We start from the raw sequence: 23259 nt of genomic DNA, 5'->3' as shown, positions 1-23259 counted from the left end.
TCGGCCCGGAAATCTTAGCCCTGCAGGGCCTCCCACATCTCCAGATCGCGCTGGGCGGTCCAGATACGGGGTGTGTCGATGCCGCGGGCCTCGTCATAGGCGCGGGCGACATTGAAGGGCAGGCAGTGTTCGTAGATCGCGTAGTCGGCGAATTTGGGATCGCATTCGGCGCGAACTGCGTCCCATGCTTCTTTCAGGCTGCCACCGCGCGCCGCGACCTTGGCCGCCGGGCGATAGGTGCTTTCGACGAAATTGCGGGTGTTTTCGATGGCCGCATTGACCATGTCCTTACCGACCAATGCGTCGCCGCGTCCCGGAGCGATAGCGTCCACGTCAAACCACTTGATCTCATCCAGCGTATCTCCCCAGTCGCTGAAATGCCCGTCGCCGCAATAGCAGGCCGAGTGGTATTCGACGATGTCTCCGGTGAACATGACATTCTGATCGGGCACATGGATGACGATATCGCCTGCCGTATGGGCGCGGCCCAGATGCATCAGGTCGATCCGGCGGTTGCCCAGATAAACGGTCATGGTGTCGCTGAATGTGGTGGTGGGCCATGTGAGGCCCGGGATGCTCTCATGCCCTTCGAACAGGCGGGGGAAGCGTTGGAATTCGCTGTCCCAATCCTCCTGACCCCGTTCAACAACCATGGCGCGAGCCATGTCCGACATCAGGATTTGCTGCGCGCCAAAAGCGCTGGCGCCGAGCACACGAACTGCGTGGTAATGCGTTAGCGCCACATGGGTGATCGGCTTGTCCGTGACCGAGCGCACGCATTCGATCACCTTGTTGGCCAGACGCGGGGTCGCCTGCGCCTCGACAATCATCACGCTGTCATCGCCGATGATCACGCCCGAGTTTGGGTCGCCTTCGGCGGTGAAGGCGTAAAGCCCTTCGCCCACCTCGGTAAAGCTGATTTTCTTTTCCGACATGTCCCCCTGGGACGCGAATGCCTTGGCCATCTCTCAATCCTTTTGCAAAAACTCGAGCCGGTTTCCAAAGGGGTTTTCGGTGAAAAACCGGCGGCGGTCATTTAGTGTTGTGTCCCAGCGCAATTTCTGACCGTAACTTTCGATCTGAGCGGCGATCGCATCCAGATCATCGACGGCGAAACCCGGATGGGCTTTGCGGGCTGGTGAGAAGTCTTTCTCGACACCCAAGTGAAGTTCGCACTGACCCAGCGCCAGCCAGAGGCCACCACGCGCGCGCAGGGCTTCGGGCTTTTGCAATTCGTTCAACCCCAATGCATCACACCAGAAAATCCGCGCGGTGGATTCGCCACCTTCGGGAAGCGCGATCTGGATATGGTCGAGCCCAAACATCAATCAGCGCGCATAAGGGTCGCTTAACGCTGGCAGCACAGTGCCCACGCAATCGCCGAAGCCGATGGTGTAGCCGTCGCCCTTGGCCGCGCCGGTCAGAGTCATGGTGTCACCATCTTCGATAAAACTGCGGGTTTCGCCGGTGTCTAGCGTCAGCGGTTCTTTCCCGCCCCAGCTGAGTTCCAGCAATGAGCCGCGTTCCGGTTTGGTTGGGCCCGAAATGGTGCCGGATCCCAGCAGGTCGCCTGTGTTCATGGGGCAGCCAGACGTTGAGTGATGCGCCAACTGCTGTGCCGCTGAGTAGTACATCTCGCGGTAATTGGTTCGCGCGATGGTCGTGGCGTCTTTGCCTTCGGGTGCCATGGTCACGGCCAGATCAATGTCATACAGCATCGGTCCACAATCTTTCAGGTGATCCAACAGGGCAAACTCACGATCCGACGTGTCGCAGCGAAATGGCTCCAGCGCCGCTTTGGTCACGATCCACGGGCTGATCGAGGTCGCTGTCGCCTTGGCCTGAAACGGCCCCAGCGGTTGGTATTCCCACGCCTGAATATCGCGCGCGGACCAGTCATTCAGCAGGACGTATCCAAAGATGTTGTCATCGGCTTCCTGCACAGAAATCGGGCCGTCAGACGGTGTGCCGACGATCGCACCCATCTCAAGCTCGATATCAAAGCGGCGGCAGGGCAGGAAGGCGGGCAGGTCTTGATCGGGGGATTTCAGTTGACCCCAAGGGCGGCGGATATCGGTGCCCGAAACAACCACCGAAGAGGCGCGCCCGTTATAGCCGATGGGGATGTGCAGCCAGTTCGGTGGCAGCGCATTTTCAGCGCCACGGAACATGGTGCCTACGTTCTGGGCGTGATGGCGTCCCGCGTAGAAATCGGTGTATTCGCTGACGGCAAAGGGCATATGCATCTCGGCCTCGTCCTGCGGGATCAGCAGGCCTTCGATCTTGTGCTGCGCGTCTGAGCCTTCGGCCAGCAGAGCGATCAGGCGGTCGCGCAAGGCGGCCCATACGGCAGGGCCTTCTTCCATCAACGGATTCCAAAACGGCAGATCAAAGAGCGGCTCGTCCGAGAGTGCGATTAGCCCATCGACCTCGGCGGCGGTGACGTCAAAGATCATGTCACCGATAGCCACCCCACAGCGGGGCTCGGTGCTTTCTGTAGAGAATACGCCATAAGGCAGGTTGTTCAGTGGAAATGGGTGATCGGCGGAATTGGCCGATGAGACCCAGGATTTGATTAAAGGCATCTTGTCTCCAAACCTTTGTTCGAGGCCAAGATTTTTCGACGAAAAATCTTAGGACTTGAGCGGTACTTACTTCTTGCCGGGGGTTCCGTCGAATTTCTTTTCGATGTCGCTCCAGCAATCGATGTAATCGTCCTGCAGCGGGGCCTCGGTTGCGGCAAAACCGGTCAGGTGCTGTGGGAAGCGGGTTTCGAACATGAAAGACATGGTGTTTTCCAACTTATCCGGGCCGAGGTTCGAATTCGACGCCTTTTCAAAAGCTTCCTTGTCGGGCCCGTGTGGGATCATCATGTTATGCAGGCTCATGCCGCCCGGGATGAACCCTTGCGGTTTGGCGTCGTACTGACCGTAGATGTTGCCCATCAGTTCGGACATGATGTTTTTGTGATACCAGGGTGGGCGGAACGTGTCTTCCATAACCATCCAGCGCTCGCGGAACAGCACAAAGTCGATATTGGCAGTGCCCGGCTGGCCTGAGGGTGCGGTGAGGACGGTAAAGATCGACGGATCGGGATGGTCGAACAGGATCGCTCCGACCGGGCAATAGGTGCTCAGATCGTATTTGTAAGGCGTGTAATTGCCATGCCATGCAACCACATCCAGCGGGCTGTGACCGATCTTGGTGGTGTGGAACTGCCCGCACCATTTGATCGTCACGGTCGAGGGCACCTCGCGATCCTCAAACGCTGCCACCGGAGCTTTGAAGTCGCGTGGGTTCGCCATGCAGTTGGCCCCAATCGGTCCGCGCCCGGGTAGTTCGAACTTCTGTCCGTAATTCTCGCAAACAAAACCGCGCGCGGGGCCTTCCAGCACCTCGACGCGATAGAGCAGCCCACGTGGGATAATCGCGATCTCCTTCGGTTCCAGATCGATGATACCCATTTCAGTGGCAAATCGAAGCCGACCCTCCTGCGGGACGACTAGCAATTCTGAATCTGCCGAGAAAAAGTACTCGTCCACCATCGATTCTGTGACCAGATAGATGTGGCTGGCCATGCCAACTTGGGTATTCACGTCCCCGGCCGTGGTCATGGTGCGCATGCCGGTCAACCAGGTCAGGCCTTCATCCGAATGTGGCACTGGATCCCAGCGGTATTGGCCCAGAGAGATCACGTCCGGATCAACGCAGGGAGCTGATTTCCAGTAAGGCAGGTCGATTTTCACATACCGATGCGAATGCTTCACCGATGGCCGGATGCGATAGCACCACGTGCGTTCGGGCGGGTTGGCAGTGAAGGCGGTGCCGCTCAGTTGTTCACCATATAACCCATAGTTACATTTCTGCGGGCTGTTCATGCCCTGCGGCAGCGCGCCGGGCAAGGCTTCGGTCTCAAAGTCATTGCCAAAGCCGGGCATATAGCCGGGATGGGTTCCGACAGGGGTGCTAGCCTGGGTCATCTTATGCGGATCGGTGGGGCGATTCATCGGGCGCTCCTTCAAGTTGCTGCTTGTCGGATAATAGTTGATTTTGTAACTAACAAGGATGACACAACAGAATAATGACGAAAAAGATGAGTTTGATTTGCGAAATTTCCTGCCATTCCTGTTGAATCAGGCGGCCGAGGAAAGCTCGCTCGAATTTCAGCGCGTCTACAAGAATCGATATGGGATGTTGCGTACCGAATGGCGGGTGCTGTTTCACCTTGGGAATTATGGTGAGATGACGGCCAAGGAAATCGGCTTGCGCGCGAAGATCCATAAGACCAAAGTCAGCCGCGCTGTGCGCAAGCTTGAACAGCGCCGATATCTGAAACGGACGCGGGACGAAAACGACCGCAGAGTTGAAAGACTGACGCTGACGACCTCTGGCCAGAGTGTGTATCGTGAACTACGCGGAATTGCGCGCGATTATGACGCCAAGCTTGCAGCCCATTTTACGACCGGCGAAGCCGCATTGCTGCGTATGATGCTGCGACGTCTAGCTGGAATGGAATAGCACTCTGGTAATCTGGGATCATGATCCCCAGATCAACGTCATAACAAACACAGGACTGTGAAATGACCAAGCCGGAGTCCCCAACGGCAAAATCCCATAATCTGATCGATTGGCTTGTCGCCCGAGGTTTGGAAGGGGCCGACAAAGAAGAGTTGCTGGACGGTTACTGCAACCGGCTGGTCGATCTTGGCGTGCCTTTGATGCGGTTCCACGCAGCGCAACCGGCATTGCATCCGGTCTACGGTGGCACTGGATACAGCTGGTATCAGGATCGGGGCGGTGATTTCCAAACTTTCGAATACTCCGAGGAGCCCAGCGAGGTTTGGACCAAAAGCCCGCTCTACGTCATTCTCAACGAGGACGTCGACGCGATCCGCGAACGTCTGATCGATCAGAATGAGCCCAGTCGATTTCCATTGCTGAATGAATTGCGGGAAAACGGTGCCACGGACTATTACGCGACTGGTATTAGCTTTGACGTGCCCAGCCAAACCAACCCGCACGATGCAAAGATGTCAATTGATGGCGTGCTGATGTCCTGGGCCAGCAACGCGCCCGAAGGGTTCGGCGACGATGATCTGGAAGTGATCGAAACTGCGCTGCCACATCTGGGTTTAGCCTTGAAGTCGGCTTCGAATGCACGGGTGTCTAAGGACTTGATGCGTGTCTACCTGGGACGTGATGCCGGGCGGCGGGTCTTGTCCGGCGAAATCCGCCGGGGGTCTTTGCAGCAGATCGACGCGGTAATTTGGAATTTTGACCTCGAAGGTTTCACCAGCCTGTCGGAAGAGCTTCCGGGGATTGAAGTCATCGACATGCTGAATGACTACCTCGCTGCGGTGGTGGATGTGGTTCATCAATGTGATGGCAATATCCTGAAATTCATGGGCGACGGGGTTATGGCGATGTTTGATGTGGGCGAAATTGATGCCGACGCCCGTGCTGCTCTGGCTGCCGCGACCATGCTTCAGGAGCGTATGGCCGAGCTGAACACCCTGCGCAAAGAGCGTGGGCAGCCGGTTTCGAACTATACGCTGGCCCTGCATGCGGGCGAGATTCTTTATGGCAATATCGGTGCCGACAGCCGTCTTGATTTTACCGTCATCGGCCCGACCGTGAACCAGACATCCCGTATCGCCGGGATGCATCGCTCGTTGGGGCAGCGAATATTGATCTCGGATGATGTGGCTCGTGCGGCTCAACCTTGCGATCAGGATCTGATTTCAGTTGGGCGCTATATGCTGCGAGGTGTGGCAGAGCCGAAAGAGCTGTTTACGGTCTACCATGCAGCGAACTAGATCGTGATAGGCGATAAAATATCCCGGGTGTAGGCTTCCGATGCAGAGTCGGTTGACGTTGGGGCAACCGAAAATCTATCATTGTACCGGAACTGAGCTTTTCTTCAGTTCTTGATACAACATTGAACTATCGCAATTTAAAAAAATGCAACTCCTTAGTTTTGGTATTGATCAGTTGGGAACCTGTACGAGTGATGGCACTAAAAATTCCAAAATTCTCAGTGGATTATGCCCCGAGCGATAAGGTTTATGGTGGCAGAGCCGCGATCTCTACTCTTACATCGACCTGCCTAAATCGAGGGCAGAGTGCAAGCAAAAGCGATTGTGTGATCGTTGATGAATTCAATACAAACTGGAATGTGCGCGACTTCATCAAAATATCAGATGTTACCGCCGCTGTTTCCAGCCTTGATGTCAAAAAGATCGAACGAATGCGATCAGTCGATTCCATACTCAAAGAGCTCAAGCTCACGGGTATACTTGAACTTGCGGATTACGCGGAACTGAACTCGCAGCGGTGGGTTCGTGGCCACTTATTAGCGCAAAAACTGGGTGGGTCTGGAAAATCCGAAAACTTGGTGCCGCTGGATCGCAACAAAAATGCTGTTATGGAGAAGTTTGAAACCTCTTTATACAATTTTTTCAAAGCCGCAAAAAACGCTGAGAAAATGTCGGCTAGTAAACACTATGTTCGTGTTGAGCTGAAAATCAAAGCCGAAGGCAATATGTCACCCTGGTTCAGCAATTGTTCGGATAGAGTAAAAAGAAAGTTAAGAAAACTCCCAGAAAAAATCACCTACAAGATCAAAACAGAGTACGTTGAGGCGAGCACGGGCAAAGCTCAATCAACCCCACCCAGCAAGAACTACCCTAGACCTTTGAAGGCTCCTCCACCGTTGAGCCTCTAAAAATCGATCTCAACCCCCGGCAGGTTCAATTCTTTCATCATGTCGCGCAATTCCTGCCGCGCGGCGATGTTCGAGATATTGAGCTGTTTGACGCCAATATCCTTGAGGTCGAGCAGGGTCAGCCCGCGCGGAAAAAGTTCGCGAAAGATAACCCGTTCAGAGAAACCAGATGCCACCCGGAAACCGATGCGCTGCGACAGCATCTCGATGGCGCGTTGCATCTTTTCCTTGTTGACCATGCGCTGCGTCCCGACCCGGTTTCGCACCACCACCCAGTCGATCGGTTTCAAGCCGGCCTGAGCACGCAATTGGCGCGCGTTCCAAACCATTTCGGAATAGACCGACGGACCAAGGATTTTCTCACCCTTGGAATCGATCCGCGCCAGCAGGTCGAAATCGATGAAACTGTCGTTCAGCGGCGTAACAAGCGTATCGGCCAGTGAATGGGCCACCTGGCTGAGGCGTGTATGCGATCCGGGGCAATCGATCAGGATAAAATCGCTGTCACTTTCCAGCTCTGCGACGGCAGCCGACAGGCGGTGGTCATATATATTCTCGCCGGGTTTCAGCGCGCTGGCGTCAATCTCGGGCAGGTCGTGATGACGCGGACTGGGCAGAGACAGGTCCGAGCCGTTGAGGAAGTTCAGGCGATTCTCAAAATACCGGCCCAGACTGCGCTGCCGCAAGTCGAGATCAAGCGTGCTGACCTTATGCCCCAGTCGGGCCAGGGCAGTGGCAACATGCATTGACACGGTCGATTTACCTGCGCCGCCTTTTTCGTTCCCGACCACGATGATATGTGCCATGCCTGTATTCCCAAGTCCCGCCGTGTTTATCTACACGTTGTGGCAGCCACTATATGTTGTGTGAGCGTGGAAGGGAAGAACCTCGGGCCGTCCCGAGTAGCTTTATCAGGCTCTATTTTGGAAAAACGCGTGATGGGTTGGGTTTAGGGTAACTCCTTGCCAAACAGACGCCCGTATTTCACTGTCGGGATCGAGGAATTGTGATTAAGGACAGCAATTGGACCATCTGTTTTTGAACGTCCTGAACGTGGTTCTGCCCGTCCTGATTTGTGCTGGAATCGGTTATTTTCTGGCACTAATCCGTGCTCCGTTCGACAATAAGGTCATTGGTGGAATCGTATCGAGGGTCGGGTATCCAACCCTGATCATCTCGCACTTGTCGACCACCAAAATCGCGGTCGGCACGTTTCTTGACGTGATGACAGCAGCCGCTTTGGCGATCGCAGGATTTGGAGTGTTGGGGTCTGTCGCGCTCAAGCTGATGCGGTTGCCAGCGCGGGCGTTTCTAACGCCGCTTATGCACGGCAATGTCGGCAATATCGGTCTTCCCATAACCTTACTGGCGTTGGGGGATGCCGGCATGGCTTATACGATGGGTTTTGTGGTTGTTGTGCTGATCAGTATTTTCACGATCGGTATGTGGATTCCGGCTGGGGAGTTCTCACCCCGAAAACTTGCCACATCTCCGATCATCTACGCGGTAGCGTTGTCTCTGGCGCTGATGGCCACGGGCTATAGCCTTCCACAACCGGTCGCCAAATCCTTTGACATACTGGGTGGTCTCTCGATTCCGCTGATGCTGCTAACGTTGGGGCACACGCTTGCGACGCTGCGGATATCAAGCCTTGGACGCGCTGTATTGCTGACCGCGTTGCACCTGGTGATGGCCATGGTGATTGCAAGCGCGCTGGTCTGGGCTTTCGACTTCACGGGGGCCGAGCGGGGGGCGGTGATCCTGTGCTGCCTGATGCCGTCTTCCGTCGCAACATATCTATTCATTGATCAACATGTACCGGAATACGGGCCCGACGTGGCCGGGTTCATTCTTGTTTCAACCCTGACCACGATTTTGGTGTTGCCGGTGGCACTGTCTTACTGGGTCTGAAGTGGGCAAAGCTCGCCTTGCGGAAAAACTATACGCACCAACGAAAAACCGTTTAATAATAGGAACAACACAGCGCTAAGCTATGCGCCTGGAAGACCAGCAGGCTATTCCTGAACGAGGAGTACACAGATGCCAGCAAGCGTCACTGATGACAATTCAGGCTCCGGTGGGGGGCGCCTGGTTCTCATAATGACGGCGCTGTGCATGATGGTGGTTGGGTTCAATTCGACCGCCGTTGCGACGATCCTGCCCAACCTGAAAACCGAATTTGATCTGTCACCATCCAGCCTGCAATGGGTGATGGCAATCTATACGGTGGTGAGCGCCACACTTGTTTCCATCGTTAGCCGGCTGGGTGATATTACCGGCAAGGTCGGCGTATTCTTTGCCGGGATGATTGTGTTTGCCCTTGGCTCTGCCCTGGTGCTGTTTTCGCAGGATGCTGCCATGTTGTTGATAGGCCGAGGGGCTCAGGGCGCAGGGGCTGCGGCGTTGTTTGGCACCTCTCTGTCATTGTTGACGGCGGCGACGCCAGAAGATCAGCGGGCCAGCGTAACCGGCGCCTGGGGTGCGATCGTTGGGTTGGCGATCGGTGTGGGTCCGATCTTGGGCGGCGCGTTCGCGCATTACCTCAGTTGGCGGGGCGTGTTTGCCACCGATCTCGCGCTGCTGCTGGTTGCATTTTTGGTTGGGTTACGGGTGAGCAAGGAACATTATGTCCCTGACACGCGGCTTGCTGGTGCGAAGTTTGATCTGGCTGGTGCCGTTGCTTTGGTCCTGCTGCTCGGTTCGCTGTCCTTCGCTCTTAGCAATGGCGAAAGCCAGGGCTGGACCTCTAGTTCGACACTTATCCCGCTCTGCGTTTCAGCGATTGCGGTGATTGCGTTGATTATCACCTCGCGCCGAAGCGCAGACCCTCTGATCGAGCTGCGTTATTTCCGTCATCCCCGCTATTTCATGGCAGCGGCGGGGATGTTCATCACCGGCTTCGCGCTGTTTAGCTTCTTTGTCTATTTCAACGTGTTTGTGCAGTCGCCCGATGCATTTGGCTTATCGGCCGTCGGTGCAGGTGTGGCGATCCTGCCGTTGAGCCTCAGCATGTTCGTTGTGTCCGTGATCGCGCCGCGCTTTCTGGCACCCTATAGCTTCCAATGGCCCGTGATACTTGGCATGGGTTTCATGGCGTGTGGTTTTTTGCTGTTGACCATGACGACGAACACGACCGGCATGGGCGGGATCTGGTGGAAGCTGCTGATCATAGGGACCGGGCTTGGCATCGGGTTTTCATTGCTGCCTCGTCTCGGGCTGCGTTTGTTGCCAGAAGAGCATATGGGGCAGGGCTCGGGTGTGGTGAACGCGTTCCTCTATTTTGGTGCGACCCTTGGTGCCGTGGTCGGTGGGCTGGCCGAGGCGATCACCACCCGTCGGGGTCTGTCCGAAGTGATCGCCACATTACCCGCTGGATCAGAGCAACGGGCAGATCTGGCTCATGCGTTGACCCATGGTACAGCCAGTCAGGTACAGCAGCTTATCGCTGGGCTTGATCCGGATACTGGCGCGACACTGGCACGTGCTCTGCGTGATCTTCAGGATGATGCTTTTGACAGTGTGATGCTGATCGCTGCCGGTGTCGCACTGGCTGGGATGCTGCTGGCATTGCTGCTGCTCAGAGGGCCCGTTCCGCCTGTGCATAGCGCGGTGAACCTGACCCGATAGCGCACGGTTTCAAGTGCGATTCTGGGTTTGGGGCTTACTTCATGCTCTGAGTTGAGCATAGCGAAAACACAACTGGTACGTCCGGGAGCACAACTTTTGTGAATAGCGGCTACCGGAACTGAGGTTATGATGTGGTTGTATTGGTATTGGAAAAGTTAATGAGTCTATTTGGTATCACGAAACGGTTTCTGTATGTCCTTTTATCACTGTGTACCTTGCCCGTATGCACTTTGGCACAAGAATCCTCGGCTTCGGACAAATGGCCAATAGATAGGGTGCTGTCCTATGCACCGACTCCTGACCTGAGTTGGCTCAATCATAAACCTGCCGGGTTTCACGGAAAAATTCTAGCGCAAGACGGTGCATTGGTGTTTGAGGATGGGACGCCAGTCCGTTTTTGGGGCGTTAATCTACAGGCATATGCGTTATTTCACACCAACCTGAATTCAGTCGAACTGCATGCCCAAAGGATGGCGCGGTTGGGGGTTAACCTTGTCAGAATTCACCACCACGATTCTCATTGGGTGGGTCCTAACGTCTTCGGATCAGATCCCTCTGATACGCTTAACCTCGACCCAGCGTCGATACAAAAGCTTGACGCTTGGATTGCAGCGCTAAAGCGGTAAGGAATTTACGTATGGCTTGATCTCCATGTAGGTCGAAGGTTTACGCCGCAGGACGGAATTTCCGGGTTCGATGAGATTGCTGGGGATGACGATATCGCCGATGTCAGAGGCTTTAACTACATCTCGCCCAGCATTGAGGCGCGAATGGTCGAATTCCAGAACGCCTATTTGCGTCACGAAAATTCTTTGACGGGTCTTACGTATGCCGAGGACCCGGCAGTCGTCGCTGTGATGTTGACGAACGAAAACGACCTTACACATCACTTCGGCAACGCTCTCCTCCCGAATAAGAATGTACCTATGCATAGTGAACTATTCATCGCTCTGGCAGATGAATTTGCGCGCGGCAACGGGCTTGATCCCAATGAAACCTGGCGGACATGGGAGTACGGCGACTCGAAGATTTTTCTGAACGATCTTGAACGCCGTTTTAACGAACAACTGATCCCCGCTGTTCGCGACACTGGATTTGAAGGTCTGATCTCGACAACGAGCCTTTGGGGCGGGATGACAATCGCGGGTCTGCCATCGCTGACCGTTGGGTCCATAATCGACGCGCATAGTTATGGAGCAGTTGGTGAAATCGGTTTTGACCCGCGCCAACAGAGTGGTTTTTTGGAATGGATCGCGATCGCGCAGGTTGAGGGTATGCCTCTTAGCGTTTCAGAGTGGAATATCGGGGAGTTCCCCGCTGAGGACCGTTTCATCACACCGCTCCGTGTGGCGACAAGTGCGGCGCATCAAGGCTGGGATGCCATGATGATCTATGGCTACTCACAGCAATCTCTGAACCGACCTACATCGCCAACCAATTGGAGTATGGCCGAAGATCCCGGGATGATATGGATGATGCCCGCCGCAGCCCTTCTGTTCCGGGAAGGCCATGTCAAGCAAGCCGAGAATACGTACGCGATTTGCTTGGATGAGGACACGTTCTTTGGCCGTCCTGTGTCTCCGGAAACATCAGTTGCCATACGGACAGTGTTTGAACAAAGCAGGTTGGTAACATGTATGCCCGAGACTCGTGCATTGCCGTGGCTCGCGGCGACCAAATTGAACCGCGACGAATACGGCCCGCTTGATCTCGACAGATCATATTTGGCAGAGGATGCCACTGTTGTTGCCGCAGATACGGGCGAGTTTCAGCGCGACTTTGGCAATGCCCGGTTCACGGTGGACACGGGAAAGAGTCAGATCGCGGCAGGCTTTTTCCATGACGAGGTAATCACGACCAGAAATGTTGTATTCGACATCACGACACCCATGGCGGCGGTAGCAGTTCAAAGTCTGGATGGCAATGACATTGCACAATCGCGTCAGATTTTGATTTCGATTTCAGGGCGAAGTGTTCCTGTCGAACCTCAATCAGCTGCCTTCCGGGTCGAACCGGTTACGGGCATTTTGCAGATTACCGCCTCCGCTGACCTCAAACTGAGGTCCGTTGATCCGGGCCGGGCCCTTCCTCCAATGGCGCATCAATATGAAAATGGCAGGCACATAGTTGACCTGACAGAACTTAATGGTGCGCGCTGGCTTTATCTTGATCTGTTGCAATAAAAAAGACCGCCCCAAGGGACGGTCTTTTGAATTCGAGCGGTTTGGGATTAGAAGCCCAGACCTTCGTATTTCTTCTTGAACTTCGACACGCGGCCGCCAGCGTCCAACAGGCGCGACGAGCCACCGGTCCATGCCGGGTGCACGGAGGGGTCGATTTCCAAGGCCAGCTGGTCGCCTTCGGCACCCCAGGTGGATTTCATCTGAACCACGGTGCCATCGGTCATTTTGACGTCGATGAGGTGATAATCGGGATGGATGTCTTTTTTCATCTTTCCGCTCCTTACGCCTCGGCGCCAGCCTTGGGCTTGTAGTTGGTGACCTCTGCGATACGCGCGGATTTACCACGGCGCGAGCGCAGGTAGTACAGTTTGGCGCGACGAACGCGGCCACGGCGGACAACGGTGATGCTGTCGATGTTGGTCGAATGCAGCGGGAACACACGTTCCACACCTTCGCCAAACGAGATTTTGCGAACGGTGAACGAACCGGCGATGCCGTTGCCACCTTTACGTGCGATGCAGACGCCTTCGTAGTTCTGCACACGGGTACGTGACCCTTCGGTCACTTTAAAGCCGACACGAATGGTGTCACCGGCTTTGAAATCGGGGATGTCTTTCCCCAGGGCGGCAATCTGTTCCGCCTCAAGCTGTGCGATTAGGTCCATCGCAGTTACTCCTATCTGCTCGTGGTTGGTCCACGAAGTTTGGGCACGGGCTGAGAGCTCTTGGTCTTCACCGGGTCCTGCGTACAGCCCGCCAGAGGTCAGATCGAATGTTCCTTTTGGTCCGGTCCGCCCTGTCGCGCCGGGGCCGAAGAAAGCCGGGCGTCACGTCAGGATGCAAACCAAAACACCGGAGTCGCGTAATGCGGCACCGGATTGCGCTGCTTTAAGGGCTTTGTGTGCAGGGATCAAGCCTAAACTGGCACGATTCACTGCGGATGCCGGTGTGTTTTCGCCATCGGTCAAATACATCGTTGCCTTGGCGGCCAGATCAGGCATTCTGGGTTCAATTATCAGAGCAGAAATTTGATACAGGACCAAAAGATGCGCAAAGCACTCCTGCTGGCCGTTATAGCGCTTGCACTCGTCTCATGTGGCCGCCGAGGCCCGCAACCTCAGGCGGTTGAACCACAGGCCTTTGCGGACACGACTCCGCCTTCGATCATCTATCCCGCTTTTGGTGATGCCGACCCGCATGAATGGGAGGGTCGCCACCCCGGCCATTACCCGGTGCACGGGCTTGATGTATCGCGCTGGCAGGGACCGATTGATTGGCGTACCGCCCAGAAATCCGGTGTCAGTTTCGCATTCATCAAAGCCACCGAGGGCGGAGATTTCGCCGACCCGATGTTTGACGAACACCGGCGCGGTGCGCAGGGTGCCGGGGTGCCCTGGGGCGCTTACCACTATTACTATTTCTGCCGCCCGGCCCACGAACAGGCCCGCTGGTTCATCCAGAACGTGCCCAAAGGGGCCGATCTGCCGCACGTGCTGGACATGGAATGGACGCCGCATTCCAAAACCTGCACCTTGCGCCCCGATGGGCGAACCGTCCGGGCCGAGGCAAAAAAATTCCTGGATATTCTAGAACGCCATTATGGGCGCCGCCCGATCGTCTATACCACGGTCGACTTTTACCGCGACACCGACATTGGCCGGCTGCCCAAGACCGAGTTCTGGCTGCGTTCGGTCGCCGGGCATCCTCGCAATGTTTATCCAAGCGCGATCTGGCGGTTCTGGCAATATACCGGCACAGGACTGGTGCCGGGGGTTCAGGGTAAGGTCGACATCAATACCTTTAATGGTACGCCCGAGACCTGGGCGCTCTGGAAAGCGACCCGCTAGTCTTAGTCGTTGTCCTTGGATTTCTGATATGCGTCCCAAAGATCGGGCCGCCGTTCGCGGGTGATCTCTTCCGACATCTCATGACGCCAGTCCGCGATGCGACCGTGGTGGCCCGACATCAGAATGTCCGGGATCGGACGGCCTTTCCAGTCTGCGGGGCGGGTGTATTGCGGATGCTCCAGCAAGCCCGAGGAAAAGCTCTCTTCCTCGGCTGAGGCCTGATTGCCCAACACGCCGGGGATCAGTCGCACCGTGGCATCGATCAGCGCCTGCGCTGCAATCTCGCCCCCGGTCATGACGAAATCACCCAAGCTGACCTCTTGCACGCCGTAATGCTCCAGCACCCGCTCATCGACGCCTTCGAACCGCCCGCACAGCAGGGTCATGCCATCGCAGCGCGCCAGATTCTGCATCATCTGCTGGTCCATCCGACGCCCGCGTGGGCTTAGGTAGATCAGTGGCCAGTTGCCCCGGATGCCTGCCATCGTGTGCTCGATGGCATTGCTCAGCACATCGGCACGCAGGACCATGCCCGCACCGCCACCTGCAGGGGTGTCATCCACATTGCGATGCTTGCCAACCCCGAACTGGCGCAGATCGACGGTTTCCAATTGCCACAGCCCTTCCTGCAGGGCCTTGCCAGTTAGGCTTTCACCCAGCACTCCGGGAAAGGCCGAAGGGAAAAGGGTGATGATCTTGGCCTTCCACACCCCGTGGAGATCGGGCGTCGGCGTCATCAACTCGCTCGGCTTCAGCGTCGGGCGGATGGCTTTGCGGCCATGGGACTTTCCGGGTTTCTCTGTCATTTTGAGCCGATCAGGTCATTTTGGACGCGTTGAACCAGAGCCGCTTTTTGGTCGATCAGCGCCGCGTCGTCCAGAGCCGAGCGGTTCATCTCCAACATCTGCAGCAAGATATCTTCGGGCAGGCGCGGGTTTGATCGGGTTGGGCCTACCAATTCCGCTGTTTTGTCCTTGGGCAGATCGAGAAATTCGGCAAAGATATGTCCAAGCCCATAGCGCAGGCCTTGGAGATCCTCCAACCATTCGGTTCGGACTGATACCGAGGGTAGACGATCACGCACTGCCTCTGCCGCGACCTGCGGTGAGGGCACCGTTTCAAGCCGTGCGCGGAAGGTCTCAAAATCCTGAATCAGGCGCGAGCGTTGCAGATCATGTGCCCACAGGCTGCGCAGCCAGCTTCCACGCTGCCGCAGCGAGTAGTAGAGTGTGATATGCACATCTTCGCCCGCGAACCGGTCGCGGATCAGGCCAACAAGACAAGAGGCAAGCTCGGGCGCGGCTTCATATCCCACCGCGACATTGCGGCTGGGGCGCAGGCCCGAAAAGTTTTCTTCGCTCAAGACCAGCCCGCGTTTCTGGCCGAATTCCAGCGAATTCAGAAAGTGCCGCATCTGATCCTTGAAATCACTCATCGCGCCGGGTGTGCCATAGACAGAATAGCGTGTGGCTGCTTCGGACAGGCCGGTTTTGCGGGTCCGATAGGGCAGAACCAGCGCATGGTGCGGCCAGATCAATGAGCGGTTTTCGAACAGAAAGGACTGCGCCGCCGTCGTCCCGGTTTTGTGAAGACCCAGATGCAGCAGCACACGGCGCATTACAGCAGGCCCTCGGGCGGATCAGCAATGATGCGGCCTTTGTCCAGATCAACTGTAGGTACCGACTCCAGCGTAAAGGGCAGCAGCACGGTGGTTTTCAGACCAGGACCGTGCAGTTCCAACAGGTCCGCAGCGCCGTGGTTCTGAACTGACTTCACCAGGCCCAACAAGGTGCCGCCGGTGTCATAGACCTCAAGCCCGATCAGATCGGTGTGGTAGAACTCATCATCCGGCAGCGACGGCAATTGATCGCGTCGCGCATAGAGGCGCAGTCCGTTCAGCGCATCCGCCTCTTCTTTGGACTCAATCCCACCCAGCCGTGCGGCGAAACCATTCTTGATTGCGCGGGTCAGGACCACCGGATAGCGCTCCTTTCCAGCCTCATCGGTCAGCGGCGAATAGCCCTCGATATCCTCAGGGACGGCGCAGAAGCTTTTCAGCCGCACCTCCCCGCGCACCCCATACGAGCCCGCGATACTGCCCACGCAGATCAGATCACTCATTTTGACCATCCGTCACACATAGCCCGTCCCGCCATTGCCCGATCACCTCGCACGCCTCGCGCTGGTTCGAGCGTTCGAAGAATACGCCCACAATAAAGGCGATCGCCAGCAGTATGGGAAGCCGTAACAATCCGAACATGCCTAGCGCACCTCGATGGGCAAAGTGTCATTGCGGTTTTCCCAGCCGACCTGTTCCAATTCAGGCGTATCCGAAACGCATTCGGGTCGGCCAACACAGAAATAACCGATCAGCCGCCAGTCCGCGGGCACATCCAGATCGCGTGCCATCTGGTCCGGGTCGAGGATCGAGACCCAGCCTAGACCCAACCCTTCTGCCCGCAAGGCAAGCCAGAACAAGGTGATGGCAGAGACCACAGAATAGCGCCGCATCTCGGGCATAGTACCCGCGCCCAGTCCTTGGCCTTTGTCGGTGGCATCGTCGCAAAACACGGCCAGCTGCACCGGGGCTTCTTTCATCCCGGACAGTTTCAACTGGCTATAAAGCTGCGCCTTTTCGCCGGAATACCCGGCCAGCGCCTGTTCGTTTGCGGTTTGGAAATTCTTCAGCGCCGCGTCACGCGCCGCCTGAGTTTCGACGCGGATCACACGCCAGGGTTCGCTCAGCCCCACTGAAGGGGCCAGCCGAAACGCGTCGAGGCAGCGCATAAGCACTGCCTCGTCTACCGCGTCCATGCGGAACCGGCGCACATCGCGCCGGAGCCGCATCAACAGATCGAACTGCGTGCGAAAATCGTCGGTAAAAGCCTGATCCCGCACGCGCCCGCCTGCTTATTCTTCTGCCGCAGCTTCTTCAGCCGGTGCAGCAGCAGCTTCAGTCGCCTCAGCAGCTTTGGCCGCTTTTTCTTCTGCGCGTTCCTGAGCTTTCTTGCCCGGAGTACCTTTGTTGGGGTTGTTGCGCTCGGCCTTGTCGCGTGCGCCAGCAGCTTCCAGCATGCGTGCGATACGGTCGGTGGGCTGTGCGCCCTGATCCAGCCAGTACTGGATGCGCTCCATGTTCATTTTCACGCGCTCTTCGCTGTCTTTCGGCAGCAGCGGGTTGTAGGTGCCCAGCTTTTCGATGAAACGGCCATCGCGAGGCATGCGGCTGTCAGCAGCCACGATGCGGTAGAAGGGACGCTTTTTCGAGCCGCCGCGGGCGAGACGAATTTTCATTGCCATGGTGGTATCTCCTTTGAATGGCGTATCCGGCGTAGGTGCCGGTTAGTTCTGATGTTTCTTGTGGTGTCGGATGACTTCCTGAATGATGAAATTCAGGAAAGCCTTGGCGAAATCGGGGTCCAGATCGGCCTCTTTCGCCAGGTCTTCTAACCGTGCGATCTGCGCAGCCTCGCGCGAAGGATCGGACGGGGGAAGGTCGTGTGCGGCCTTGAGCTTGCCAACAGCCTGCGTGTGCTTGAACCGCTCGCCCAGCGTATAGACAAGGATCGCATCCAACCGGTCGATGCTTTCGCGGTGATCCTTCAACAGCGCGGCAGCTTGTGTCACGGGGTTGTTCATTGGCCGGTCCTCTCGGTGGTCAAATCAATCTGCGGATGGCGCCAGATCTGAGCGTGCCTGCCCAGAAGTTCGGCCCTCTCAATCTCCAGCGTTGCGCCCAGCCGTTCGGCCAGCGCGCGCGAGCGCTCATTGGCATGGGCAATGTATGAAATCACCCCGTTAAGGCCTTGATGCCGGGCGGCGTAGTCGCGTGCAGCGGCTGCGGCCTCAAAGCCCAGGCCTTTGCCTTCGGCCTCTGCCATCAGCGTCCAGCCCAGCTCGGGCTCGGCCCAGCCGGGGACGTAGATCATGCCGGCCCAGCCGACAAATGCGCTGCTGGCCTTTTCGGTCAGATGCCATAGGCCATAACCACGTAGCGCCCAATGACCCAACCGGTTCGACAGAGAGCTCCAGCTTTCCAGCGCGTCCTTGGGACCACCGACCATATGGCTGCGCTCGGTTGCGAAGAATTCGGACATCGCAGGCAGATCGTCCAGATGCGGCGCGCGCAGGATCAGTCGTTCGGTCTCGACGGTGGGGATGGTAAACGTGGTCATGCGTATGCCTCCACGCCGCCATTGACCAGATCACCTGGCGAAGGATGCCGCCAGATTTCCGAAGTACCGTATTTAGGGTGCTCATAATGATATTCGAACTGTGCACCCATCCGCTTGGCCACGGCCTTGCTGGCGGTATTGTCCAGATCGATCAGAGAGATCGCGGTCGCCCACCCCAGAACATCATAGGCATAGGATCGGACGGTCAAAGCGGCCTCGGTCGCATATCCTTTGCCGGTGGCGTGGTTCAGCAGGGTCCAGCCGACCTCGGGCTCGGGCCAGCCTTCGGGGAACCAAAGTCCGATACGGCCAACATAGGTACCGGTATCTTTCTCATCGACGCTCCAATAGCCATAGCCGCGCACGGCCCAATGGCCCAGAAGCGAGGCGAACACCCGCCACACTTCATCCCGGCGCAAAGGTCCGCCGACGAACCGCGCGGCGTCGGTGGCAAAGAACGCCGTATCCGCGTCCAGGTCAGCCTCGGACGGTGCGCGCATGATCAGGCGTTCGGTTTCGAGCGTCGGGATCGGCAGAGCGAAATTCATGCCTGCACCTCGCCGTACCGCCAGACATGCTGTGTTGGACCAATGGCGCTTTCGGCAACAGCGTCGCGAGTCGCACCCAGACGCTGCGCCAATGCGTTCGAACGTGTGTTGGACTGCGAAACATAGCTTACGAACCGGCCCGTCCCCAGCAGATCGAAGCCAAAATCGCGAACAGCGCTGCACGCTTCAGTCGCGTAACCTTGCATGCGGAACTTGCTTCCGAACATATAGCCAAGCTCGGGCTCGTGGTCGTCCCATTCGAGGCCCAGAACGACGAAGCCAATGACCTGATCGTCGTCCTTTAGCGAGACCGTGAACAGGCCATGCCCATGCAAAAGCCAGCCCGATGTGTAGTAGGAAAACTCAGTCCAGGCGTCCTGTTCGGTATCGCCAAAGCTGTCCTTGCAGATCAACGTCCATACCGGCAGGTCGTCCAGAGTAGGCGCGCGCAGAACCAGCCGCCGGGTCCGAATGACCGGCAGGGCTGCGCGATACTGCGCTGCTGCCATCGCCGCCTTTCCGGACGGGGGCTGGGTGCAGCGTGCTGACGTCACTTTTTCTTACCAAAACCACTTAGCCCCGGGGGTAGACCCATGCCGCCACCCAGTCCGGGCAGACCGCCGGGCATTTTGCCGCCCATTGCCTTGGCGGCCTGTTCCAGCGCCTTGGGGTCCATACCTGCAGCCATTTCCTCGGGTGAGGGACCACCTTTGCCGAACATGCCTTTCATGGCCTGTTTCAGCATCTTACCTTTGCCCATCTTACCCATTTTCTTCATCATGTCCGACATTTGCCGGTGCATTTTGAGCAGTTTGTTGAGGTCGCTGACTTCCATCCCCGAACCCGCCGCGATGCGTTTCTTGCGGCTTGCCTGCAGCAGTTGCGGGTTCGCGCGTTCGCGTTTGGTCATGGATTGGATCATGGCGATCTGCTGGCGCAGGATCTTGTCATCCAGACCGGCCTGATCCATCTGCTTGGCCATCTTGTTCATACCCGGCATCATGCCCATCATGCCCTGCATGCCGCCCATCTGGATCATCTGCTCCAGCTGCATTTTCAGGTCGTTCATGTTGAACTGACCTTTGACCATGCGCTTCATCATGCGCTCGGTCTGTTCCATCTCCATCGTTTCCTGGGCTTTTTCGACCAGAGCAACGATGTCGCCCATGCCCAGAATACGACCGGCGATCCGGTCCGGCTCGAAGGTTTCGAGCGCGTCCATCTTCTCGCCCAGACCAACAAAGCGGATCGGCTTGCCAGTGACCGCGCGCATCGACAGAGCAGCACCGCCACGGCCATCACCGTCCATACGGGTCAGGACCACGCCTGAGATGCCGACCTTGGCGTCGAACTCCTCGGCTACCTCAACGGCGACCTGACCGGTCAGACCGTCAACCACCAGCAGGGTCTCGCGCGGGTCAACCGCGTTGCGGACCTGCTCGACCTCGTCCATCAGGACTTCGTCGATATGCAGACGGCCCGCGGTGTCGAGCATGTAGACGTCATAGCCGCCCAGCGTCGCCTGCTGTTTGGCGCGCTTGGCGATGTCGACCGGTTTCTGGCCAGGTACGATCGGCAGCGTATCGACGCCGACCTGCGTGCCCAGAACGGCCAACTGATCCATCGCCGCCGGGCGATAGACATCGAGCGAGGCCATCAGGACCTTCTTGCCCTCTTTCTCTTTCAGGCGTTTCGCCAGCTTACCGGTGGTGGTCGTCTTACCCGAGCCTTGCAGGCCGACCATCAGGATCGGCGCGGGCGGGTTGTCGATTTTCAGCGCGCCGGGGTCTTCTTCGCCACGCAGTGTATCGACCAACGCGTCGTGCACGATCTTGACGACCTGCTGGCCGGGGGTGATCGACTTGGTGACTGCCTGACCGGTCGCTTGCTCCTGTACTTTCTTGACGAATTCGCGGGCCACCGGCAGCGAAACGTCAGCCTCAAGCAGGGCAACGCGGACTTCGCGCAGGGCGGTTTTGACGTCTTCTTCGGACAGGGCACCCTGTTTGGTCAGCCGATCAAAGACGCCGGAAAGGCGTTCGGATAGATTTTCAAACATGCCTTCGGCCTCCTTAGCCGGTTATCTGGTGGCGTGCCCTAGATAGGACGCGTCGGTTAAATGCACAAACGCCCCCACGGGCGAAACTCGCTGGTGGGGGGCGATCCCTGAACGACTCAAGGGACCGGAAGATCAAACGCTTCCGGATGTTGGCGGCGATTTAGGCCGATTGGCTGGCAGAGTCAACCTTGCGTGCCGGAAGCCAGTCATTGACCGCATCCACCAACCGATGCGCACCGCGCCCGCTGGAATAGGCCTCAACAATGGGATGGCGTCCGGCGCTCATGCCTTCATCCAGTATCAGGACAGGGCGATAAAGGGTCGAGGTGCCATTGTCGCTACGTGAGGTCGTGCTTTCGGTTTCCGCGTGCGAAAGGTTTGAAAGAACGTGTTCCACTTGTTCGTACCCAAAGACCGACTGCCTGCGAATAGTGATGCTGTTCTTATCGCGGTCCAGAATGACCTGCACACGCCGGACGAAAGCGCAGAAGGCGCCAAACCCCAGTCCCCCGCCGAATAGTGCGAAGAAAATGCCGAACAAGATACCCTCGCCACCTTCACTGGCCATGAAGACGCCCGCGCCGACAAATGCCAGAATGAATAAAACCAGCGTGATGCCGATGAACCATGGCGTATTCGACAGGATCAGTTGGCTCTGAGTGTTGCGCGTGACTTTCATGGCGGCACGCTAGCACCGAAAACAGCGCCTGTCGTGTCTTGAATTTACCCGTCTGTTGAGCGATGAGCGCGCTATACGAGGAGGTTCCCATGGACGCATCATCCGGATTTCAGGATACATTACCGCTTAGCTCGGATGCGCTTTTGGCGCAGCTAGATGAGTGGGGGCTGTCCTATCGGTTGCATACTCATATCCCACTGCGCACGGTCGAGGACGCCAAAGGGGTCGAGGGCCAGTTCATAGTGCCGGGCGAAAACACGCTGCGGCTTAAGAACCTGTATCTGCGCGACAAGAAAAAGCGGAACTATCTGGTGACGCTGGAACAGAGCCGCGAGATCGACCTTAAGGCGCTGGGCGCGGAGTTGGGGATTGGCAACCTGTCCTTCGGCTCGGCGGATCGACTGTATCAGAACCTCGGTATTCGCCCCGGCGCGGTCAGTCCGCTGGCGATGATCAACGGCGTTGAGAACAACGTTAATTTCTTCATGGACGCCGCGGCGGAACAGGCCGATGTCATCAACATGCACCCTTTGGTCAACGACCGAACCGTCGTTTTGTCGCGCGAAGACCTGATGGTGTTCTTCGATAAAATCGGGTGCGAAGTGACCTGGCTGCCCTGATCACCCCTCAAGCGCTTCTTTCAAAGCGGCAGCGACATGGGCGGCAGACGGGTTGATGAACAAGTGGCCATCCGCCTCGAACACCGGATCGTCCAGATGGTCGGGGAACGCCAGAGGCAACTCAGTGCAGGCCAACAAAATCGCAGTTCCAGGCGCGGCATGCTTGTTGCAGAACGCCAGCAGGCGCGCATGTGCGGTGTCAGACGCACCGCCGTAGAAATCACTGTCGATCATCGCCTGCATCTCGGCAATCTCGGGCTCGGGCAGGCGGGCGTTTGCGGTGATGTTTTCGGCGGCCAGTCGGTCGGCGTAGTTACGGGCTTGCATGGTGACTGTCGTGCCAAGGACCAAAGCTTTGGTCGCGCCGGTCGAGGCGGTCGCGTCGGCAGTTGCGTCAAAAATGCTGAGAATGGGCATCGAGACACCCTCGCGGATCGCATGAAGACGCGCATGGGGAGTATTTGAGGCGATGATGCCGAAATCACAGCCTGCGTTTTGCAACGTCAGCAGGGCCTCACGGAACACCGCGTCGAAGGCGGACCAGCTTTCCTCATCACCGGCCACGCCGCGCAAGGCGCGGGTTTTGGCTTGGGTGACGGATTCGATGGTCATGGGTGGGATGGGCAGCGGCGATCCGTGGCCGCGTTCAGCGAAATATCGACCCGCGCCTTCAGCAATCGCCCGGTAGTAGTCGACGGTTGAGGCCCAGCCAACACCGCCCAATATTCCAATCTTCTTCATGTGAAACACCCAGTCTGCTGAATTGCCTCGGCGCAGACTGGACGGTTCAGGGGGGTC

General features: G+C 57.3%; 29 protein-coding genes. 8 read left to right on the top strand and 21 right to left on the bottom strand.

Annotation, left to right across the window (positions count from 1 at the left end; translation table 11 throughout):
- Positions 1-14: 14 nt before the first annotated feature.
- The 4 genes from ACR0KN_RS05810 to hmgA form a co-directional block, all read right to left on the bottom strand.
- Complete coding sequence (locus ACR0KN_RS05810) at positions 15-965, bottom strand: MBL fold metallo-hydrolase (protein ID WP_480652063.1); 951 nt, start codon at positions 963-965, stop codon at positions 15-17.
- Positions 966-968: 3 nt separating this feature from the next.
- Entirely contained in the window at positions 969-1325 is a 357-nt protein-coding gene (locus tag ACR0KN_RS05805) for a VOC family protein (RefSeq protein WP_480652061.1), read from the bottom strand.
- A gap of 3 nt (positions 1326-1328) precedes the next feature.
- Positions 1329-2585 carry a fumarylacetoacetase gene (gene fahA, locus ACR0KN_RS05800; protein ID WP_480652059.1) on the bottom strand — a complete coding sequence of 419 codons (1257 nt, stop codon included), beginning with the start codon at positions 2583-2585 and terminating at the stop codon, positions 1329-1331.
- A gap of 66 nt (positions 2586-2651) precedes the next feature.
- Positions 2652-4007 (bottom strand): homogentisate 1,2-dioxygenase, encoded by a 1356-nt coding sequence (gene hmgA, locus ACR0KN_RS05795; RefSeq protein ID WP_170475725.1) that lies wholly within the window; start codon positions 4005-4007, stop codon positions 2652-2654.
- 58 nt (positions 4008-4065) lie between these two features.
- On the opposite strand from hmgA, the gene ACR0KN_RS05790 reads away from it, so the two are divergent.
- The 3 genes from ACR0KN_RS05790 (at position 4066) to ACR0KN_RS05780 (ending at position 6724) form a co-directional block, all read left to right on the top strand.
- Positions 4066-4518, top strand: coding sequence for a MarR family winged helix-turn-helix transcriptional regulator (locus ACR0KN_RS05790; RefSeq protein WP_170475727.1), 453 nt, complete (start codon positions 4066-4068; stop codon positions 4516-4518).
- 62 nt (positions 4519-4580) lie between these two features.
- Positions 4581-5816: an adenylate/guanylate cyclase domain-containing protein gene (locus ACR0KN_RS05785; protein WP_480652057.1), complete on the top strand. Its 1236-nt coding sequence runs from the start codon at positions 4581-4583 to the stop codon at positions 5814-5816.
- 194 nt (positions 5817-6010) lie between these two features.
- On the top strand, positions 6011-6724 hold the full coding sequence (locus tag ACR0KN_RS05780) for a DNA/RNA non-specific endonuclease (protein ID WP_480652055.1): 714 nt from the start codon (positions 6011-6013) through the stop codon (positions 6722-6724).
- On the opposite strand, the gene ACR0KN_RS05775 is transcribed toward ACR0KN_RS05780, so the two are convergent.
- On the bottom strand, positions 6721-7530 hold the full coding sequence (locus tag ACR0KN_RS05775; RefSeq protein ID WP_010437571.1) for a division plane positioning ATPase MipZ: 810 nt from the start codon (positions 7528-7530) through the stop codon (positions 6721-6723). The genes ACR0KN_RS05780 and ACR0KN_RS05775 overlap by 4 nt on opposite strands.
- Positions 7531-7747: 217 nt before the next feature.
- Between ACR0KN_RS05775 and ACR0KN_RS05770 the strand changes: the two genes are divergently transcribed.
- The 3 genes from ACR0KN_RS05770 (at position 7748) to ACR0KN_RS05760 (ending at position 12534) form a co-directional block, all read left to right on the top strand.
- Positions 7748-8635, top strand: a complete 888-nt coding sequence (locus ACR0KN_RS05770; RefSeq protein ID WP_480652053.1) for an AEC family transporter — start codon at positions 7748-7750, stop codon at positions 8633-8635.
- Positions 8636-8764: 129 nt separating this feature from the next.
- Positions 8765-10351 (top strand): MFS transporter, encoded by a 1587-nt coding sequence (locus ACR0KN_RS05765; RefSeq protein ID WP_480652051.1) that lies wholly within the window; start codon positions 8765-8767, stop codon positions 10349-10351.
- Between the two features lie 770 nt (positions 10352-11121).
- Positions 11122-12534 (top strand): cellulase family glycosylhydrolase, encoded by a 1413-nt coding sequence (locus ACR0KN_RS05760; protein WP_480652049.1) that lies wholly within the window; start codon positions 11122-11124, stop codon positions 12532-12534.
- A 47-nt stretch (positions 12535-12581) separates the two neighbouring features.
- Here ACR0KN_RS05760 and rpmE read toward each other — a convergent pair whose 3' ends face one another.
- The 3 genes from rpmE to ACR0KN_RS05745 form a co-directional block, all read right to left on the bottom strand.
- Complete coding sequence (gene rpmE / locus ACR0KN_RS05755; protein ID WP_039541571.1) at positions 12582-12803, bottom strand: 50S ribosomal protein L31; 222 nt, start codon at positions 12801-12803, stop codon at positions 12582-12584.
- An 11-nt stretch (positions 12804-12814) separates the two neighbouring features.
- Positions 12815-13198, bottom strand: a complete 384-nt coding sequence (gene rplS, locus ACR0KN_RS05750) for a 50S ribosomal protein L19 (protein WP_010437578.1) — start codon at positions 13196-13198, stop codon at positions 12815-12817.
- A gap of 162 nt (positions 13199-13360) precedes the next feature.
- A complete protein-coding gene (locus ACR0KN_RS05745) occupies positions 13361-13534 on the bottom strand; it encodes a hypothetical protein (RefSeq protein ID WP_170475739.1) in 174 nt (57 codons plus the stop codon).
- 45 nt (positions 13535-13579) lie between these two features.
- On the opposite strand from ACR0KN_RS05745, the gene ACR0KN_RS05740 reads away from it, so the two are divergent.
- Positions 13580-14380, top strand: coding sequence for a glycoside hydrolase family 25 protein (locus tag ACR0KN_RS05740; protein ID WP_480652046.1), 801 nt, complete (start codon positions 13580-13582; stop codon positions 14378-14380).
- Between the two features lie 2 nt (positions 14381-14382).
- Here the strand turns inward: ACR0KN_RS05740 and trmD are convergent, their stop codons facing one another.
- From trmD to ACR0KN_RS05680, 12 genes are all read right to left on the bottom strand, one after another.
- Positions 14383-15186: a tRNA (guanosine(37)-N1)-methyltransferase TrmD gene (gene trmD / locus ACR0KN_RS05735; RefSeq protein WP_480652044.1), complete on the bottom strand. Its 804-nt coding sequence runs from the start codon at positions 15184-15186 to the stop codon at positions 14383-14385.
- Complete coding sequence (locus ACR0KN_RS05730; RefSeq protein WP_480652043.1) at positions 15183-15998, bottom strand: hypothetical protein; 816 nt, start codon at positions 15996-15998, stop codon at positions 15183-15185. The genes trmD and ACR0KN_RS05730 overlap by 4 nt, the downstream gene beginning before the upstream one ends.
- Positions 15998-16501, bottom strand: a complete 504-nt coding sequence (gene rimM, locus ACR0KN_RS05725) for a ribosome maturation factor RimM (RefSeq protein WP_480652041.1) — start codon at positions 16499-16501, stop codon at positions 15998-16000. The genes ACR0KN_RS05730 and rimM overlap by 1 nt, the downstream gene beginning before the upstream one ends.
- The gene (locus ACR0KN_RS05720) at positions 16494-16640 is read right to left on the bottom strand and encodes a hypothetical protein (RefSeq protein WP_010437588.1); all 147 of its coding nucleotides are present in this window, start codon (positions 16638-16640) and stop codon (positions 16494-16496) included. Before ACR0KN_RS05720 ends, rimM begins: the two co-directional genes overlap by 8 nt.
- A 2-nt stretch (positions 16641-16642) precedes the next feature.
- Positions 16643-17278: a 5,6-dimethylbenzimidazole synthase gene (gene bluB / locus ACR0KN_RS05715; RefSeq protein WP_480652039.1), complete on the bottom strand. Its 636-nt coding sequence runs from the start codon at positions 17276-17278 to the stop codon at positions 16643-16645.
- Positions 17279-17290: 12 nt separating this feature from the next.
- Positions 17291-17680, bottom strand: coding sequence for a 30S ribosomal protein S16 (rpsP, locus tag ACR0KN_RS05710; protein WP_170694628.1), 390 nt, complete (start codon positions 17678-17680; stop codon positions 17291-17293).
- A 42-nt stretch (positions 17681-17722) separates the two neighbouring features.
- Positions 17723-18019 carry a chorismate mutase gene (locus ACR0KN_RS05705; RefSeq protein WP_170392662.1) on the bottom strand — a complete coding sequence of 99 codons (297 nt, stop codon included), beginning with the start codon at positions 18017-18019 and terminating at the stop codon, positions 17723-17725.
- The gene (locus tag ACR0KN_RS05700; RefSeq protein ID WP_480652037.1) at positions 18016-18555 is read right to left on the bottom strand and encodes a GNAT family N-acetyltransferase; all 540 of its coding nucleotides are present in this window, start codon (positions 18553-18555) and stop codon (positions 18016-18018) included. Before ACR0KN_RS05700 ends, ACR0KN_RS05705 begins: the two co-directional genes overlap by 4 nt.
- Complete coding sequence (locus ACR0KN_RS05695; RefSeq protein ID WP_480652035.1) at positions 18552-19103, bottom strand: GNAT family N-acetyltransferase; 552 nt, start codon at positions 19101-19103, stop codon at positions 18552-18554. The genes ACR0KN_RS05700 and ACR0KN_RS05695 overlap by 4 nt, the downstream gene beginning before the upstream one ends.
- The gene (locus ACR0KN_RS05690; RefSeq protein WP_480652033.1) at positions 19100-19612 is read right to left on the bottom strand and encodes a GNAT family N-acetyltransferase; all 513 of its coding nucleotides are present in this window, start codon (positions 19610-19612) and stop codon (positions 19100-19102) included. The genes ACR0KN_RS05695 and ACR0KN_RS05690 overlap by 4 nt, the downstream gene beginning before the upstream one ends.
- A 41-nt stretch (positions 19613-19653) precedes the next feature.
- Entirely contained in the window at positions 19654-21162 is a 1509-nt protein-coding gene (gene ffh, locus ACR0KN_RS05685; protein ID WP_480652031.1) for a signal recognition particle protein, read from the bottom strand.
- A gap of 160 nt (positions 21163-21322) precedes the next feature.
- A complete protein-coding gene (locus ACR0KN_RS05680; protein ID WP_480457297.1) occupies positions 21323-21841 on the bottom strand; it encodes a hypothetical protein in 519 nt (172 codons plus the stop codon).
- A gap of 89 nt (positions 21842-21930) precedes the next feature.
- Here ACR0KN_RS05680 and ACR0KN_RS05675 point away from each other — a divergent pair, with 89 nt between their 5' ends.
- Positions 21931-22461, top strand: coding sequence for a prolyl-tRNA synthetase associated domain-containing protein (locus tag ACR0KN_RS05675; RefSeq protein ID WP_480652029.1), 531 nt, complete (start codon positions 21931-21933; stop codon positions 22459-22461).
- On the opposite strand, the gene ACR0KN_RS05670 is transcribed toward ACR0KN_RS05675, so the two are convergent.
- A complete protein-coding gene (locus ACR0KN_RS05670; RefSeq protein WP_480652027.1) occupies positions 22462-23202 on the bottom strand; it encodes an aspartate/glutamate racemase family protein in 741 nt (246 codons plus the stop codon).
- Between the last annotated feature and the right edge of the window lie 57 nt (positions 23203-23259).

This window comes from Ruegeria sp. AP7 (assembly GCF_056539905.1).
This window is presented reverse-complemented; position numbering and strand designations above follow the sequence as displayed.